Source organism: Bombilactobacillus sp. ESL1092 (genome assembly GCF_058107465.1).
Genome location: NZ_CM176594.1, coordinates 1,100,353 through 1,117,046, shown reverse-complemented (window position 1 = coordinate 1,117,046; position 16,694 = coordinate 1,100,353). Strand labels below are relative to the sequence as shown.

The window sequence follows — 16,694 nt, the reverse complement described above, 5'->3', positions numbered from 1 at the left end:
TGAGCACTAACCTAGACTAAGACTAAAGTTGGTTTAGGCTTTAGTTCTTAGGCGTAGTTAGGCACAAGTTTCTTGCCTTTGGAGCGCTAGATCAAATACTGCGATAAGTGCCGCGTAAAAGAAACGGACTAACACTTAGGCTGCTTTGTACTTAAAGATTGTGTGTCGTTAAATAACCTTGAGAGCAGCTCAATTCCTATTGAAAATTTTTATTTTCAATCTTATTCCACAAAAGTACCCAAATTATTTAATATTTGCTGATAAAATTCCGTCCGTGTGGCTTGCTGCCGCTTTAATTCCAAACCAATTTGGCCATCGCGAATAAATAAAATGCGATGGCAAAAACTGGCTGAAAATGGATCATGTGTCACCATTAAAATAGAAGTTTGATCCGTTTGATTGATTTTAGTCAGTGTATCTAGTAAAGCTCGCGCACTTTTGGAATCTAAAGCACCAGTGGGTTCATCACCTAAAATCAAGGCTGGATCATTAATTAAGGCCCGAGCCGCCGAAACGCGTTGTTTTTGCCCACCCGATAATTGATTAGGATAATGTTTTAAATACTGTTTCAGGCCTAACTTTTGCGCAACTAGCTGTACTTTTTGTTGAATCAGTCGCGGTTTAACTTTTTGTAAGGATAAAGGCAAGGCGATATTTTCAAAAGCCGTTAAATTATCTAATAAATTAAAGTCTTGGAAAATAAAGCCAATTTGCCGCGCTCGAAAATCAGCTAATTGATTCCCCTTTAACTGCGTAATGTCCTGACCATTAATTGTCACCGTACCACTGGTTGGTCGATCTAACGTCGACATCGTATTTAATAACGTCGTCTTACCCGAACCAGAAGCACCCATAATCCCCACAAATTCACCCGCATCTACTTGCAAATTAATATCTTTTAAAACTGGAGTGGCGACTGTATTTTTCTGACCATAAACTTTTTGAATATTTTTTAATTCTACAACTGGTGTCATAATATCCTCCACAGCAATATTTTTTATTATGTTATATTATATGGTAAATAGCATTGTACAATAAATTATATATTTGCGTCAAACCTTTTTTGGCGTATACTATTTACGTTTTTGATTAATTGGAGGAGGACGATCATGTTTGAAGATTTAGACCCTGATCGTAAAAAATTTATTAGCTGGCCCGTAGTCGCTTTAATGGATTTTGTGACAGTCATCGGCTTTGATGATATTATTTATAACTTTCAAAACCAAGGCTTAGCCGTGGTGACTACTTGGATTTTAATGTTATTTGTTTTTGTCGTCCCTTACGAGATGATTGTGGGACATCTGGGATCCGTCTTTAGCCATGATGGTGGCGGCATGACTTCTTGGGTTCGTCATACTAGTGGCGATCTCTGGGGTTATATCTGTGCCTGGACTTATTGGGTCTCAGGTTTGCCTTATATCGTAGATGTTGCTAACTCAATGGTTGTTTCATTTGGCTGGTTGATTTTTGGTAACAACTCACTATCTAACAAAATGAGTAATGCCATGTTTGCTTTATTAACTGCCGTTATCTTTACCATCTTTATTTTCTTGGAACACCGCTTTAAAAATTCCCTGCAGTTCTTCAGTATTATCGGTGGGGGCGCGATGTTTATTATGACGGTTTTATATGTCATCATGACCTTTGTCTATTTAGGACACGGTGGTGCACCACATACCCAACCATTTACTTGGAAGTCCTTTTTACCGCATGTCGATATGAAATACTTAGGATCATTTGCGTTAATTATTTTTGCCATGAACGGGAGTGAATTTGCGGCTCCTTATGTAACCGAAATGAAAAACGGCAAAAAAGACTTTCCTAAAGCCATGTGGATGTTAGCAATTATGACTGGCTTCTTAACCGTGCTGGGTTCATTTTCACTAGGAATTTTCTTCAATGCCCATCACTTACCGAATGATCTAAAAATGAACGGTTCTTATTATGCTTTTCAAAAAATGGGTGCTGAATTTGGCTTAGGTAAGTTCTTCTTATACGCCTTTGCAATTACCCAAGCCATTTATATGATGGCCCAATTGGCTGTGTTATTAGATGCGGGCACGCGCATGTTCTTATCCGATACGGCGAAAAAATATTTACCAAAGAGCTTAACTAAATTAGATAGTCGGGGCTTACCGATTAACGGCTATTGGTTAACGACTGGCATCTGTACTTTTATAATGGTCGCCAGCGCTACCTTGCCGAATATGAACTCTATTTTTAATCAACTCTTAAATCTGAACGGTATTGTTTCTCCGTATACTACATGTTTTCTCTTTTCTTCATTTATATTAGTGCGCCTGCACGATAAAAAGTATCCTTCCGATTTTGTCTTTATTAAAAATAATAAATTAGCTGTTGCGGTAGGGATCTGGTGTTTTGCCATCACCTTTGGTTTTGCGACACTCGGCATTTGGCCCGTTGATGAAAAACCGGGTACTGCCACGTTCTATCAGGTTTTAGCTTTAAATATTATTGAGCCCTTGGTCATGCTAGTAATCGGTGCCATTTTACCAATGATTGCCCGCCATCAACAAAAAAAGGCTTTGGAATAATTTTTACTATTAAAAAAAGACTGACTAACATCAGTCTTTTTTTAGTTATAACTAGTAGAACTTCAATATACACCATGAGCTATCTTAGCTAAAATAGATAATATTAAGATTAGTATTTGAAATCATCAGCCCACTTTCTTAAATTACAGGAGGTCTATTATGCAGCAACTAATACCCGTTATTCTGATCGGTGTCAGCCAATTTCAAAGTGATTTTTCCAGTTCGATGGCCGAATTAAAGCAATTAACTTTGGCGGCCAACTTAAAACCGCAAGCTCAACTGACCCAAAATATGGCCCAAATTAATCATCAAACTTACTTTGGTCAAGGAAAAATTCAAGAACTTATTCAATTAGCTCACCGCAAAGCTATTCAGTTAATCATTGTTAATGATGAACTCACCCCAGCTCAGTTACGCAATCTGGAAAAATTGACGCAGTTAAATTTTTTAGACCGAACGGAACTAATTCTCCAAATTTTTAATCAACGAGCTCATAGCCGCCAAGCCCAACTCCAGGTAAAAATTGCCCAGCTGCAATACCAATTGCCGCGCATTCACCCGTCTGGCAACCCATTAGATCAACAACGTGGTGGTGGTTTAGCTAACCGTGGCATCGGTGAAAGCCAATTAGAATTAAACCGCCGTACCATTCAACAGCAAATCGCCCAACTAAAACATGAACTACAACATCTGCACACCGCACTACAAGTTCAAAGCCAGCGCCAACAACAATCGCGCCTGCCTAAAGTGGCACTGGTAGGTTATACCAATGCTGGTAAATCAACCACTTTAAATGCCATCTTAGATTATGTTCAACAACAAACGATTAAACAGGTTTTAGTCAAAGACCAATTATTTGCCACGTTAGATACAGCCGTGCGGGAAATTAAATTACCGCGCCAAACTAATTTTTTATTATCTGACACCGTCGGCTTTGTCAGTAAACTGCCCCACAACTTAATTGAAGCTTTTAAATCAACCTTAGCTCAAGCTCAAGATGCCGACTTATTGGTACAGGTCATTGATGCCGCTGATGTTCACCATGAACAAATGGTCCAAATTACAGAACAAACCTTACAAGCCATTGGCATCAACCAAAAGCCCATGATCTACGCATATAACAAGCTAGATCTAGTCACAACGAAGACCAACGCCGTGACTATGAATCGCAATACCATTCGTTATAGCGCTCAAAATCCGGCCGATATTGGGCAATTGTTACAATTGATTGAACAATTTTTGACGGCGCAGTACCAAACTATTGCTGTGCTGATTCCCTACACTAACGGCAAAATGGATAATTATATCCAAACACAGCTCACCATTATCGATAAATACTTCACCACAACTGGGACCTACTACCAACTCAAAGTCGCGCCCGCAGCAAAAAAGCTTCTCCAAAAATTCAGATTACCTAGTGCCCAAAAGCCGGCTCCTCTGAGTTAATTTTTACGCTTCGAACTAAAATCGCACATTACTCAAATAATCAAATTGCTCTGCTGCACTCCCTCGACTATTGGCAAATTAATTCTTATTGCCCGCTTCCACTTCAAAATCTTTAATTTTTTTAATAGTAATTTGCTATGTAAACAGTGCTTTTTCAAAATTCATTAATCTATCATCATTTTATATAATTTATTTTTAATATCACTATTTACTTTTAGATTATTAGTCGGTACACTTTGAATAATCTTTTAGTAAGGAAGTGATGTTGATGAAGTTTAATAAAATGCTTTTAGTAAGTAGCACTTGTTTATTAGCCGGTAGTTTATTAGCTGGTTGTCATTCTCAGAATCAGTCCCAAACTAGTTCCAATAGTACAGTTAAGTTTATGGCTAAAGATGTCATTGCCACGATGGATCCCTCTTTAAATACCGATGTGATTGGTTCCCAAAACCAAGGTAATACGATGGAAGGATTATATCGCTATCATGGCAAGCAATTAGAACCCGCCATGGCCACGAAAATTGTGACCCCGACCAATAACGGTTTAACCTATACTTTTCCTTTAAGGAAAAATGCCAAATGGTCCAATGGTCAACCCGTAACTGCCCAAGATTTTGTCTATGCCTGGCAAAGGACGGTCAATCCCAAAACCAAATCCCAATATGCTTATGCTTTTGAGAATATTGTCAACGCCAAGGACATTTCCGCGGGCAAAAAAGCCGTAACCACCATGGGCGTGAAAGCTTTAAATCGTCATACATTACAAGTTCAACTGAATCAACCGGTTCCTTATTTTAGTCAATTAATGACGACCCATGCTTTTTTACCTCAAAATCAAAAAAACAATGCCAAATGGGGCAAAAAATATGGCACCAGCTCCAAAACGTTAGTGTTTAACGGGCCATATAAATTAGTCAATTGGAGTAGTCCCGATACTACTTGGACTGAAGTGAAAAATAATCAATATTGGAATGCTTCCGCTGTTAAAGTTAAAAAATTACAATACCAAGTGGTCAAAGATCCCTCAACCGCGTTAAATCTTTACCAATCCAAGAAATTAGACGATGTGGTTTTAGGTGGCGACACAGCCAAGCAAATGCGTAAAGATAAAGCCTATAATATTGTGAAATTAAACGCGACTTTCTATATCCAAACTAATCAAAGAAAAGACCCGCTGTTTAAAAATGCCAAAATTCGCCAAGCCTTATCTTTGAGTCTGGATCGCCCCCAGCTCACTAAACAAATTTTAGGTGATGGTAGTTTTCCGGTTTCGTCAGTCACTCCTAAGCAAATGGCCTATAACCCCAACAATAAACAGCAAGATTTTGTGCAAGCTACTAATAAATCGGGACAAAAATATACCACGTACAATCCGACTTTAGCCAAAAAATTGTGGCGTCAAGGTTTAGCTGAAAGTGGTCAAACTAATAAAAAGTTCACTTGGACCTTGTTAGGTGATGATACTGATGGTTCCAAAAAGCAAGGCGAGTTCTTACAAAACCAATTAGAAAAATTGCCGGGCGTCAAAATTAATTTGAATAACGTTCCCTTCAAAAGTCGCTTAAGCAAAACCGATGCGGGTGATTTTGATTTAGTTGTAACTGGTTGGAGTGCTGATTATCCCGATCCAATTAATTTCTTAACACTGTTCACTAGCGATGCCAGCAACAATGATGGTCACTGGAACAATAGTAGCTATGACAATCTCGTCAATAAGAGTTTAACCACTGATTCCAACAACGCCACCAAACGTTGGCAGGATATGGTCCAAGCTCAAGATATTTTAAATGAACAACAGGCTGTCTTACCGTTGTACCAAAAAGGTGAAGCTCACTTGACGAGCTCACGTTTAAAGGATGTGCAATACGACCCGGCTGGTAAATGTGATGTGTTAACTTTAAAGATTAAATAACTACTGAACTATTTTCTCATGACATTTAAATGTTTATTAGTAAGTTTATTCGACTTATTAATAAGCATTTTTTTGATTGAAGCTAGATTAGTTGGCCCATGAGCAATTTTTAAGATTACCCGTTTACTTTTAATCTTAAACATTGTAAACTTAACTAAATGCTTATGAATGAGGAGAGGTTTTTATGAAGTTAAAACAAGTGTTAGTTGCTAGCACAACAGCACTCGTTAGTATCGGTGTTTTAGCTGGTTGTGGCTCTTCCAAATCAGCTGCACCTTCTGATACTGTACGAATTATGCGTAAAGATGTGATCGCCACCATGGATTCTTCCATGAATACTGACGTCATTGGTGCCCAAGCACTAACTGATACAATGGATGGTTTATATCGCTACCATGGTAAAGATGTTAAACCAGCGATTGCTACTAAGGTAGTTAAGCCAACTAACAATGGTCTAACCTATACTTTCCCATTACGTAAAAATGTTAAATGGTCCAATGGTGATCCTGTAACTGCCAACGATTTTGTCTATGCTTGGCAAAGAACAGTTAACCCTAAGACTAAGTCGCAATATGCTTATATCTATGAAGGTATTGCCAACGCCAAAGCTATTACTGATGGCAAAAAGCCGGTTAATTCCTTGGGCGTTAAAGCTTTAGACAAGCATACCTTGCAAGTTAATTTAGAAAAACCAATTCCTTATTTTAATGAATTAATGACTTCATCAACTTTCTTCCCACAGGATAAAAAGGTTGTTAATAAATGGGGTAAGAAATACGGTACTAGTTCTAAAACGCTAGTCTTTAACGGACCTTATACTTTGAAGAAATGGAACGGTCCAGACAATACTTGGAATGAAGTTAAGAATCCGAACTATTGGGATGCTAAACGCGTTAAGGTTAAAAAGCTGCAATACCAAGTAGTTAAAGATCCTTCCACCGCGTTAAACTTATACCAATCGAATAAACTTGACGATGTGACCTTAACTGGCGATACTGCTAAGCAAATGAAGAATTCTAAGGGCTTTAATGTTAAGAAAATGAATGCTACTTTCTACATGCAGATGAACCAAAAGAAAGATCCCGTCTTTAAGAACCAAAAAATTCGGCAAGCTTTAGCAATGTCGATTGACCGTCAGCAATTAACTAACAAGATTTTAGGCGACGGTAGTGTGCCACTATTATCCACTACTCCTTCGGATATGTCTTATGATCCCGCTAATAAATCCCAAGACTTTGTCAGTGAAACCAAACAAAGTGCCAAAACTGCTGAATACAATCCTACCAAAGCTAAACAGCTCTGGAAGCAAGGTTTAGCCGAAACTGGCAATACTGGTAAGAAGTTCAACTTGACTTTATTAGGTGATGATACTGATTCTGCCAAAAAACAAGGTGAATTCTTACAGAATGCCTTTGAAAAACTACCTGGTGTTAAAGTTACCCTGAATAACGTGCCGTTTAAGAGCCGTTTAACCCGTTCTACGAATGGTGACTTCGATTTAGTCGTAACTGCTTGGAATGCCGATTATCCTGATCCATCGAACTTCTTAACCCTCTTTAACACTGGCGCAAGTAATAACGATGGCAATTGGAGTAATAGTCAGTACGATAACTTAGTTAATAAGAGCTTAACTGACGATGCCAATAATGCCACTGCACGGTGGAATGACATGAAGCAAGCTCAGGATATTCTGAATAAAGAACAAGGAATTATCCCACTATATCAAACTGGTGAAGCCCATATGACCCGCTCAAATGTGCAAAACTTGAATTATGGTCCATCAGGTAGCTACGATACAGCTTCACTTCGTGTTCATAAAAAATAGCAATTATTAATTCATGAAAACGGAGTTACAGGTAACGCTGGAACTCTGTTTTTGTTTTATATCAAAGGAGTTGGTGACATTGACCAAATATATACTCAAGCGTCTTGGTTACATGCTTTTAACACTATTTATTGTTGCTAGTGTGACCTTCTTCATGATGAAATTGATGCCTGGGACGCCCTTTTCGAATCAAGATAAACTCTCGGCAGCACAATTAAAAATCATGAATGAACAATACGGTTTAAATAAACCCATTTGGCAACAATATGTAATTTATATTGTTAACTTATTACACGGTGATTTTGGAACCTCGTTCCAATTCAATAATCAACCCGTACTTTCTTTAATCATGACCCGCTTAAAGCCTTCCATGTTGATTGGGGCACAAGCCATGATTATTGGTTCACTCCTTGGTATTTTATTGGGGGCCATTGCTGCGATTAACAAAAATAACTGGATTGATAGTTTAGCTACTTTTGTTTCCATTGTGGGCATTTCGATTCCAAGTTTCGTCTTAGGTGTTTTGTTACAATTCTTCATTGCCTTTAAATGGCATCTGTTGCCCATCGCATTGTGGAATGGTTGGCAGTCTAGTATCTTACCGTCTTTAGCATTAGCCGTTTCGCCGTTGGCCCAAACCGCGCGCTTTATGCGGACAGAAATGGTCGATGTCTTAAATAGTGATTATATTGAATTATCCAAAGCTAAGGGAAATACCCGCTGGCAAACCGTGGTTAAACATACTCTACGGAACTCTTTAATTCCAGTTATCACAATTTTAGGACCGTTAACTGCTAATATCTTAACTGGTTCTTTGGTGGTTGAAAACATCTTCTCCATTCCTGGTATTGGGGAACAATTCGTCAAGTCAATCATGACCAACGATTATCCCACGATCATGGGCTTAACAATTTTTTACTCCATCATGTTCATGGTAATGTTATTAATTACTGATATTTTATATAGTATTATCGATCCACGTATTCGCTTAACTAATAGTAAGGGGGCTAACTAATGGCTGATCTCAAAATCACAGCTGATAGTTTTGAAAAACTCAGTAGTGACCAAACTCAAAATCAGGAAAAAATTAGCGCACCTTCATTAACTTTTTTCCAAGATGCCGTGCGGCGTTTAAGAAAGGATAAAGTCGCGGTCGTTTCGTTTATTGTTTTAGTCTTAATTGCGGTCGTAGCTTTTTGTGCCCCGATTCTTTCACCCAGAGACCCGAACGCGCAAAATCCCGATTACGCCAATTTACCTCCCCGTATTGCCAATACCAATATTCCAGGTTTTCGTGGAGAAATTAAGAATGCTGCTGGCATTAAAACTAATCCTTATGAAACCAATAATGTGCCGAAGAATCGGACTTACATTCTAGGGACTGATTATCTTGGACGTGATTTATTCTCACGAATCCTTTATGGAACGCGTTTATCACTAATTATTGCGGTGGTTGCTACCTTGGTCGACTTATTAATTGGTCTACCTTACGGGATTATTTCCGGTTGGAAAGGTGGGACGGTGGACTTAGTTCTGCAACGCATTATCGAAATTATTTCTTCCGTGCCTAACTTAATCATTGTTATCTTGCTGTTATTAGTCTTAAAACCGGGACTTTCTTCGATTATCATCGCGATTGCCTTTAGTAGTTGGGTCACGATGGCGCGACTCATTCGAGCGCAAACTTTACAGTTAAAAGAAGAAGAATATATTTTGGCTTCGTTAACTTTGGGTGAATCACCCTTCAAAATTGCGATGAAGCATTTAATTCCTAATTTATCTTCAACAATCATTATTCAAACGATGTTTTCCATTCCCAATGCCATCTTCTTTGAAGCTTTCCTCAGTTTCATCGGAATTGGGATTCCCGCTCCAAACGCTTCATTAGGTACCTTATTATCTGATGGTCAAAAAGCTTTCCGGTTCTTACCATATCAAATGTGGTACCCCGCTTTAGTCCTTTGTATTTTAATGATTGCCTTTAATTTATTTGCTGATGGCTTACGCGACGCGTTTGATCCAAAATCAGAATAAGGAGGTTGACATAATGGCGAATAATATTCTAGAAGTTAAACATTTACAAATTGATTTTAAAACTTTTGCCGGTACTGTGAAGGCTATTCGAGATGTCAGCTTTACTTTACGTAAGGGTGAAACGCTCGCCATCGTTGGTGAATCCGGTTCCGGTAAGTCCGTTACTACCAGAAGTATCATGGGCTTGTTAGCTTCTAACGCCCAAATTACCAATGGGGAAATTTTATATAAAGGTAACGACTTACTCAAAGAATCAGAAAAACAAATGGATCATCACCGTGGGAATGACATTTCAATGATTTTCCAAGATCCGATGACTTCGTTAGATCCAACAATGCCGATTGGTAAACAAGTAGCAGAACCACTGCGAATTCACGGCAAAATTTCCAAAGAAAAGGCGCTCAAACGTGCTCAAGAAGTTCTTGAATTAGTCGGTATTCCGAATGCGAAAGAACGGATGAAAGATTATCCCCACCAATTTTCTGGTGGCCAACGGCAAAGAATTGTGATTGCTATTGCCATTGTCAATTACCCTGAAATCTTAATTGCTGACGAACCGACCACGGCTTTAGATGTTACCGTGCAAGCCCAAATTATTGATTTAATGCGCGAACTACAAGAAAAACTTGAAACTTCAATTATTTTTATTACGCATGACTTAGGTGTGGTGGCCGGTATTGCCGATCGCGTGGCTGTGATGTATGCTGGCAAAATTATTGAATATGGCACAGTTGATGAAATCTTTTATCAACCAAAACACCCTTATACTTGGGGGCTATTAAGTTCAATGCCTACGTTAGATACTAAAGGCACTAAGCTATCATCCATTCCGGGCACGCCACCAGACTTATTGGATCCACCCAAAGGCGACGCTTTTGCCCCCCGGAATCCGTATGCTATGAAAATTGATGTGGAAGCTCAACCACCATTCTTTAAAGTCAGCGATACACATTATGCGGCTACGTGGTTATTGCACCCCGATGCACCGAAAGTCGAGCCCCCTGCTGCTATTGTCAAACGCGCACAGGAATATGATCATTTACTCCACAATGGTCAAATAACTGATCCCATTGAGGGAGGAACCAATTAATGAGTGACAAGAAAAAGATCGTTCAAGTTCAACATTTAAAACAGTATTTTAGTCCTGGTAAACCTAATGAAGTCCGGGCGGTTGACGATATTAGTTTTGACATTTATGAAGGTGAAACCTTCGGCTTAGTCGGTGAATCTGGTTCCGGTAAAAGTACTACCGGTCGCAGTATTATCCGCTTATACAATCCAACTGCCGGCAAAATTTTGTTTGACGGTCAAGATGTAAGTCAAATCAAAAATCATAGTGCTGAAATGTTAAATTTTCGGCGGGAAATGCAAATGATTTTCCAAGATCCATATGCTTCCTTAGACCCGCGGATGAAAGTAAAAGATATTATTGCTGAAGGTTTAGACATTCACCACCTCGTTAAAAATGACCAAGAACGTGATCAACGTGTTAACGATTTGCTCAAAATCGTAGGTTTAAATCCTGATCATGCAACTCGTTACCCGCATGAATTCTCGGGTGGGCAACGCCAGCGGATCGGCATTGCGCGCGCTTTGGCTGTTGATCCTCAGTTTATTATTGCTGACGAACCAATTTCTGCGTTGGATGTTTCCATTCAAGCACAGGTAGTTAACTTAATGAAAGACATTCAAAATCGCAGTAATTTAACTTACCTCTTCATTGCCCACGATTTATCAATGGTTAAATATATTAGTGACCGCATTGCCGTAATGCATCAAGGCAAGTTAATGGAAATGGGTGATGCTGAAGAAGTTTATAATCACCCATTGCATCCTTATACTAAGAGCTTACTGTCCGCGGTGCCTACGCCAGATCCCGAATTAGAGCGGCAGCGCACCCGAATTGCTTATGATGCTTCCATTGAAGATAGTAATCCGGATCACCAACGTAAATTACGCGAGATCACTCCTGGACATTCTGTTTTTTGTACTGAAGAAGAAATTACTCACTATCAACAATTAGCTGCACAACAACAAGCATAAAAGCTGCTACCACAGCAAATAAGCCATGAACTCAATTAGTTCATGGCTTATTTTGATGGAATAACAACCATCAATGTTTTGGCGACAGCAGATTGAAGCAACAGCAAGCGATGATTAAAACAACAATACATAAAGCAAACAGCCAGTGGTAACTTAACTGGCCAATAATGACCGCACCAAAAATGGGACCCAATGCTTTACCGGCGGCTGTAAACATTTGCACGCGCCCTTGAAAATAGCCACTCATGGCCGTAGGCGTTTTGGCAGCTACCCAACTTGAGATACCGGGATATAACAGAATTTCGCCTAAAGTTAAAATCCCCATCGCAATAAAATAGCCCACATACTGGCGATTACTCAATAAGAAAACAAATGAACCAATAAAAAGCACTAAGCCAACATTTAATCGCGCCCTTAAATGCTGCATCAAAAACTTGTCAAAATGCGTAATAAATGGTTGGCAGATCACAATCACAATTGCGTTAAAAGTCCAGAGTAAACTATAATCTTTGACTTGATAACCTTGACCAACCATAAAAGTGGATAGATTACTTTGCCATTGTGTATAGACTAGCCATGCACACAAAACCGTAATTAACGCGCCCACAATTTTACCGAAGTAGCCTTGCTGACGTTGTTGTACGACTTTAGTACCAGCAGTTTGTGTAGCAGGAGTAATTTGAATCCGATAAAAACAAAAAACCACTATTAAAAAGATAATCTGAATCAAAACTGCGGTCAAAAAAACTGTCGCAATGCCCAATGGTAAGATATAGCCCACAATGGCCGTACCAATCACAATGCCAAGATTTAACATGAAATAAGTAGCATTAAATACGTAACTAGACGCCCGTTTGGTGACATGCGTCGCCAAGGAATTTTCACAAGTGGCGGAAATTCCATTCGCAAAACCAGACAGTGTAATTAAAATTGCGTAACTGGGCCAACCATGCCAAATTACCAAACATCCTAAAGCCACAATATTGAGACTAACACCTAACAAAATCGTATAGTACGGATCCCAATGATCGAATAAATGGCCTCCTAACACATTCCCTGCCATCGTGGCAACTTGGTTAATACATAAGACCACCGCAGCTGTAACCAAACTTTGATGTAAAGTTTCATGCATATAAATAGTGTTCAAAGGCCAAATAAAACTCATGGCGATACTCGTGATTAGCGTCCCCAATAATAGCCACTTTAAATCAATGGTTTGCGTTCGTTTCATAACTTACTCCTATTTATAAAGTTGGTTGTTGCTGTAATAACTGTTGATATTCCGGTAATAATTGTACTCCCAAACCAATTTTTTGTGGCACCTGTAACTGGCCCTGATTAAACAATAAACTCGTCGTATAATCATGCTCATAATAGCGACTGTTGGCCGATAAATCACCCGGAAAATTAAAATTGGCTAAGCTAGCGAGTGCTAAATTAGCGGCCCGACCAATCCCACCTTCTAACATACCGCCACACCACATTAGAAATTTTCGTTGCGTTTGCGCTGGAATTAACTGCAAAACTGGGGTAATGCCCCCCATCACTGCTAATTTAACACTAACGATTTGACATTGTTGCAGTGCCACGGAGGTCAAAGCACTGCGAACATCCTCAATCGGTTCATCAAAACACAGCGGTGTTTGCATTTGTTGTTGTAGGTCAGCACTTTGTTGGAATTCACTGGGTGCAAACGGATCTTCAATAAAGGTTAATTTTAATTGATCGATTTCATGCGCTAAGCTTTTTGTCCACCGCAAACTGCCATTAGCGTCCAACGTTAAATTAAAATTGGGCATGCTTTGGCGCAATTGTTGAATGCGCTGTAAATCTTGATTACCATTGACCTTGATTTTAATTCGGGTATAACCCGCTTGGAGTGCCTTATTCACAGCAATGCGCGTTGCCGCTAAATCCTGCAAGCCGACACTAATGCCTACCGGTACTTGTTTTTTATATGGTAAGCCACTAATATCTGCCAAGACCGCGGCCAAACTTTGGTGCCGTCTTTGTGCAAATAAATCCCACATTGCCATATCTAGAGCGGCTTTCGCAAAGTTATTAGCTTTGACAGCTTGTAACTTATGCCACATTTGCCTGGGATCACTAAGTTCTTGGTCTTTAATCAACGGCCATAAAAATTGCTGTAAAACACTTACGGCCATGGCTTGGGTTTGTGCGGTATAAAATGGGGTTTGAAAGGCCTCAATTTCTCCATAACCCCAATTGCCTTGTTCATCAGCTAATGCCACTAAGGTAATGGGGCGTTTTTGCATGGTTTCATGTGCGGAAACAAACGGTTTCTTTAATGTTAAAGTTAATGGTAATAATTTTAACTGTTTAAGTTGCATCGGCTAAACTCCGTAAAATCATGCGGTAAATCTTAGGCTGCTCTAAATGCACATTATGGCCGGCCTGTGCCACTACGTAACGTTGAACTCGTGGTAGTTGTTGCGCCATTTGTTGCGTTATTTTCCGAAACTTTGCATCTTGCGCTCCAGTAATCAACGTTACTGGTAAGGATAATTGAACTAATTGGGGCCAAAAATTCGGCATTGAACCCGTTCCCATCCCTAATAAACTGGCTGCTAAAGCTTTGGGATCTTGAGTTAAACGCTGTTGCCGAATCTGAGCTTGTAATTGGGCTGGCAACTGCCGTTGGGAAGCAAACAATGGTAGTTGCTCCCACTGGTTAACAAATTCGACTAACGGTCGCGTTTGTAATTGATGCGCTAACAGGGCATCATGCGCCCGCCGGGCTGTTCGTTGGTCAACAGTTCTCAATCCTGCGGTACTACTTTCTAAAATCAAATTTAACAACCGTTTGGGATAAGCGAAAGCATACCCTAATGCCAAGCGGCCACCCATTGAATAACCTACAAGATTAATTGGTTGATAACCCAGTAATTGCTGCAATAACTGCTCTAAAACTTGCACTTGTTGTTCCATGGCATAAGTGGAGGCAGTGTAAACTTTGGAAGTTTGCCCATGACCTAATAAATCAATATACCAACTCGTCCCCGGCAATTGTGCTCCAATACGCGCAAAATCGGCACCACTTCCCATAAAACCGTGCAAAAATACCCAATGAGGCGTTGCTTGCCCCGTTTTAGTAACATAAAAAGTTTGCTGTGCTATTTTAATTTTCATGCAAGTATTGCTCCCAAAAAGTAGCCACGGCCGCTTTAATTTGACCATCAATTTGTGTCAATAACGGACGCTTAGTCGTAACTTCAATAATGGTCAAACCCGTCTGCTCTTGTGCCAGCAATTGTGCCAATTCGCTTTGCTTGTGTGCGTGATAATATTGACCACCAAATAACTGCGCTACATCGGCAATTTGATAATTTAAAGGAGTGCCAAAAACTTTTTCAAATTGTGTGGGCTCTTGCGCTTGTGGCAAAAAGGAAAAAATGCCGCCCCCCTGATTATTTTGCACAATGATTGTTAATTGTAATTTTTCTTGGCGCGCCATCATTAGGCCCGTTAGGTCATGGAAAAAGGCCAAATCACCAATGTATAAGTATGAATTTTTTGCCCGCTGACTAGCCATCCCTAACGCGGTCGAATTAATTCCATCAATTCCGTTCGCACCTCGATTAGCTAACACTAACTGTGGCTTGGTGGGAGCAAAATAATCATCAATTTCCCGAATTGGCATGGAATTGCTGACAAATAAAGCGGAATCCGCTGGGAGATTCTGCCCTAAGGTCCAAGCAATTTGCGGTTCCGTTAATGTTGTCGACGAAGTAACGGCTTGCGTTATAACTTGACGCAGTCGGCGATCAAGTTGTTGCCATTGAGCCAACCAAGTATTTGAACTGGGTGGTAATTGTAAAGCGGGCAACAATTGCTGTGGCGCTAAGGCGATCGCGATGGTCGTATTTAACGTATGATCTAATTGGGCGCGATTAGCATCTAAATAAACTACCGGAATGGTCGTTTTTGCCAGCCAATCACTTAAGGCGGCAGACACTGGTGTTGCTCCCAAGCGAATAATTACCTCTGGCTTTAGGTCAGCAGGCCAAGAATTAGCTTGTTGAAACAACCAATCGCCAGTAGTTAAGACCGCTTCCTGTCCTCGCAAGCAACTCAAAGGATCCGCAATAATCGGCCAATTCATCGTGTGCGCAAATTCCAGGACACTAGCAGTAGCTTGTTGCGTCCCCACCTGCGGGCCCGCAAGAATGAGGCCTTTTTTATTGCGTAACAAATCCTGAACTTGCTGAATTAATTGTGGACTTGCTACTTGGCCCTGCCATTGTTGGGCTACTGACAGCTGGGCAGTTGGTAATTCTTGTGCGGTCGCGGGCAACAAGGGCTTGCGCAACGGTAAGTTAAGATGTACAGGCCCTTGGGGTGTTTGTAACGCTAATTGCACAGCTTTTTGGGCAATATAACTAAAATATTTTTGAGCCTGGGCAGGTAAAGTTGCTTGAGGCGTTGGTAGTTGGTAAAAGGCCTTGACTTGTTGACCGTAAAGACGTTCTTGAGTCAACGTCTGTGGTGCACCAACTTGTTGCAATTCTGGAGGACGATCGGTCGTCAAAATTAGTAAGGGAATATTGCTGGCCTGGGCTTCACAAATTGCTGGATAATAATTAGCCGCAGCCGTGCCTGAAGTACAGACTAATAACACCGCCTGTTTTTTAGTTTTGGCAATGCCCAACGCCAGAAAAGCCGCCGAACGTTCATCAACATCTATGTGTAACGTTAACCGTTTTAAATCTGCGAGTTTACCTAATAAAATCGCCACCGGCGTCGAACGTGAACCCGGTGATAAAACAACTTCGGTAATCCCGTTGGACAAAAAAGTTTCTAAAAATGGTGTTAATTGTTGTGTTAAATAATTTTCACCAATGGTCATTGTGATTACTTC

The 16,694-nt window shown here is 40.1% G+C and carries 13 protein-coding genes; 8 read left to right on the top strand and 5 right to left on the bottom strand.

What is annotated here, in order from left to right; genetic code table 11:
- Positions 1-221 precede the first annotated feature (221 nt).
- Complete coding sequence (locus AC3B6Y_RS05045) at positions 222-974, bottom strand: ABC transporter ATP-binding protein (protein ID WP_489757038.1); 753 nt, start codon at positions 972-974, stop codon at positions 222-224.
- 135 nt (positions 975-1,109) lie between these two features.
- Here AC3B6Y_RS05045 and AC3B6Y_RS05040 point away from each other — a divergent pair, with 135 nt between their 5' ends.
- The 8 genes from AC3B6Y_RS05040 to AC3B6Y_RS05005 all read left to right on the top strand — a co-directional run bounded on the left by AC3B6Y_RS05040 (position 1,110) and on the right by AC3B6Y_RS05005 (position 11,815).
- Positions 1,110-2,555, top strand: coding sequence for an APC family permease (locus tag AC3B6Y_RS05040; protein ID WP_489757037.1), 1,446 nt, complete (start codon positions 1,110-1,112; stop codon positions 2,553-2,555).
- Positions 2,556-2,714: 159 nt separating this feature from the next.
- The gene (hflX, locus tag AC3B6Y_RS05035) at positions 2,715-4,001 is read left to right on the top strand and encodes a GTPase HflX (RefSeq protein ID WP_489790590.1); all 1,287 of its coding nucleotides are present in this window, start codon (positions 2,715-2,717) and stop codon (positions 3,999-4,001) included.
- A gap of 268 nt (positions 4,002-4,269) precedes the next feature.
- A complete protein-coding gene (locus AC3B6Y_RS05030) occupies positions 4,270-5,913 on the top strand; it encodes a peptide ABC transporter substrate-binding protein (protein WP_489790588.1) in 1,644 nt (547 codons plus the stop codon).
- A 184-nt stretch (positions 5,914-6,097) separates the two neighbouring features.
- On the top strand, positions 6,098-7,738 hold the full coding sequence (locus AC3B6Y_RS05025) for a peptide ABC transporter substrate-binding protein (protein WP_489790080.1): 1,641 nt from the start codon (positions 6,098-6,100) through the stop codon (positions 7,736-7,738).
- Positions 7,739-7,817: 79 nt separating this feature from the next.
- A complete protein-coding gene (opp3b, locus tag AC3B6Y_RS05020) occupies positions 7,818-8,753 on the top strand; it encodes an oligopeptide ABC transporter permease (protein ID WP_489769262.1) in 936 nt (311 codons plus the stop codon).
- Positions 8,753-9,772, top strand: coding sequence for an ABC transporter permease (locus tag AC3B6Y_RS05015; protein WP_489757032.1), 1,020 nt, complete (start codon positions 8,753-8,755; stop codon positions 9,770-9,772). Before opp3b ends, AC3B6Y_RS05015 begins: the two co-directional genes overlap by 1 nt.
- Positions 9,773-9,785: 13 nt before the next feature.
- Positions 9,786-10,862, top strand: a complete 1,077-nt coding sequence (locus tag AC3B6Y_RS05010) for an ABC transporter ATP-binding protein (RefSeq protein WP_489757031.1) — start codon at positions 9,786-9,788, stop codon at positions 10,860-10,862.
- Positions 10,862-11,815 carry an ABC transporter ATP-binding protein gene (locus AC3B6Y_RS05005; RefSeq protein ID WP_489757030.1) on the top strand — a complete coding sequence of 318 codons (954 nt, stop codon included), beginning with the start codon at positions 10,862-10,864 and terminating at the stop codon, positions 11,813-11,815. The genes AC3B6Y_RS05010 and AC3B6Y_RS05005 overlap by 1 nt, the downstream gene beginning before the upstream one ends.
- 70 nt (positions 11,816-11,885) lie before the next feature.
- Here AC3B6Y_RS05005 and AC3B6Y_RS05000 read toward each other — a convergent pair whose 3' ends face one another.
- Genes AC3B6Y_RS05000 through menD form a run of 4 tightly spaced genes read right to left on the bottom strand, consistent with a single transcriptional unit; the run spans position 11,886 to position 16,682 of the window.
- Positions 11,886-13,046, bottom strand: coding sequence for an MFS transporter (locus tag AC3B6Y_RS05000; RefSeq protein WP_489790586.1), 1,161 nt, complete (start codon positions 13,044-13,046; stop codon positions 11,886-11,888).
- Positions 13,047-13,059: 13 nt separating this feature from the next.
- Positions 13,060-14,166: an o-succinylbenzoate synthase gene (menC, locus tag AC3B6Y_RS04995; protein ID WP_489790585.1), complete on the bottom strand. Its 1,107-nt coding sequence runs from the start codon at positions 14,164-14,166 to the stop codon at positions 13,060-13,062.
- On the bottom strand, positions 14,156-14,965 hold the full coding sequence (menH, locus tag AC3B6Y_RS04990; RefSeq protein WP_489790583.1) for a 2-succinyl-6-hydroxy-2,4-cyclohexadiene-1-carboxylate synthase: 810 nt from the start codon (positions 14,963-14,965) through the stop codon (positions 14,156-14,158). Before menH ends, menC begins: the two co-directional genes overlap by 11 nt.
- The gene (gene menD, locus AC3B6Y_RS04985; protein WP_489790582.1) at positions 14,955-16,682 is read right to left on the bottom strand and encodes a 2-succinyl-5-enolpyruvyl-6-hydroxy-3-cyclohexene-1-carboxylic-acid synthase; all 1,728 of its coding nucleotides are present in this window, start codon (positions 16,680-16,682) and stop codon (positions 14,955-14,957) included. The genes menH and menD overlap by 11 nt, the downstream gene beginning before the upstream one ends.
- Positions 16,683-16,694: the final 12 nt, after the last annotated feature.

Bases quoted from the DNA above. Each gene is read 5' to 3' on its own strand.
- AC3B6Y_RS05045 (WP_489757038.1), bottom strand. From the start codon at position 974: ATGACACCAGTTGTAGAATTAAAAAATATTCAAAAAGTTTATGGTCAG.
- AC3B6Y_RS05040 (WP_489757037.1), top strand. From the start codon at position 1,110: ATGTTTGAAGATTTAGACCCTGATCGTAAAAAATTTATTAGCTGGCCC.
- hflX (WP_489790590.1), top strand. From the start codon at position 2,715: ATGCAGCAACTAATACCCGTTATTCTGATCGGTGTCAGCCAATTTCAA.
- AC3B6Y_RS05030 (WP_489790588.1), top strand. From the start codon at position 4,270: ATGAAGTTTAATAAAATGCTTTTAGTAAGTAGCACTTGTTTATTAGCC.
- AC3B6Y_RS05025 (WP_489790080.1), top strand. From the start codon at position 6,098: ATGAAGTTAAAACAAGTGTTAGTTGCTAGCACAACAGCACTCGTTAGT.
- AC3B6Y_RS05015 (WP_489757032.1), top strand. From the start codon at position 8,753: ATGGCTGATCTCAAAATCACAGCTGATAGTTTTGAAAAACTCAGTAGT.
- AC3B6Y_RS05010 (WP_489757031.1), top strand. From the start codon at position 9,786: ATGGCGAATAATATTCTAGAAGTTAAACATTTACAAATTGATTTTAAA.
- AC3B6Y_RS05005 (WP_489757030.1), top strand. From the start codon at position 10,862: ATGAGTGACAAGAAAAAGATCGTTCAAGTTCAACATTTAAAACAGTAT.
- AC3B6Y_RS05000 (WP_489790586.1), bottom strand. From the start codon at position 13,046: ATGAAACGAACGCAAACCATTGATTTAAAGTGGCTATTATTGGGGACG.
- menC (WP_489790585.1), bottom strand. From the start codon at position 14,166: ATGCAACTTAAACAGTTAAAATTATTACCATTAACTTTAACATTAAAG.
- menH (WP_489790583.1), bottom strand. From the start codon at position 14,965: ATGAAAATTAAAATAGCACAGCAAACTTTTTATGTTACTAAAACGGGG.
- menD (WP_489790582.1), bottom strand. From the start codon at position 16,682: ATGACCATTGGTGAAAATTATTTAACACAACAATTAACACCATTTTTA.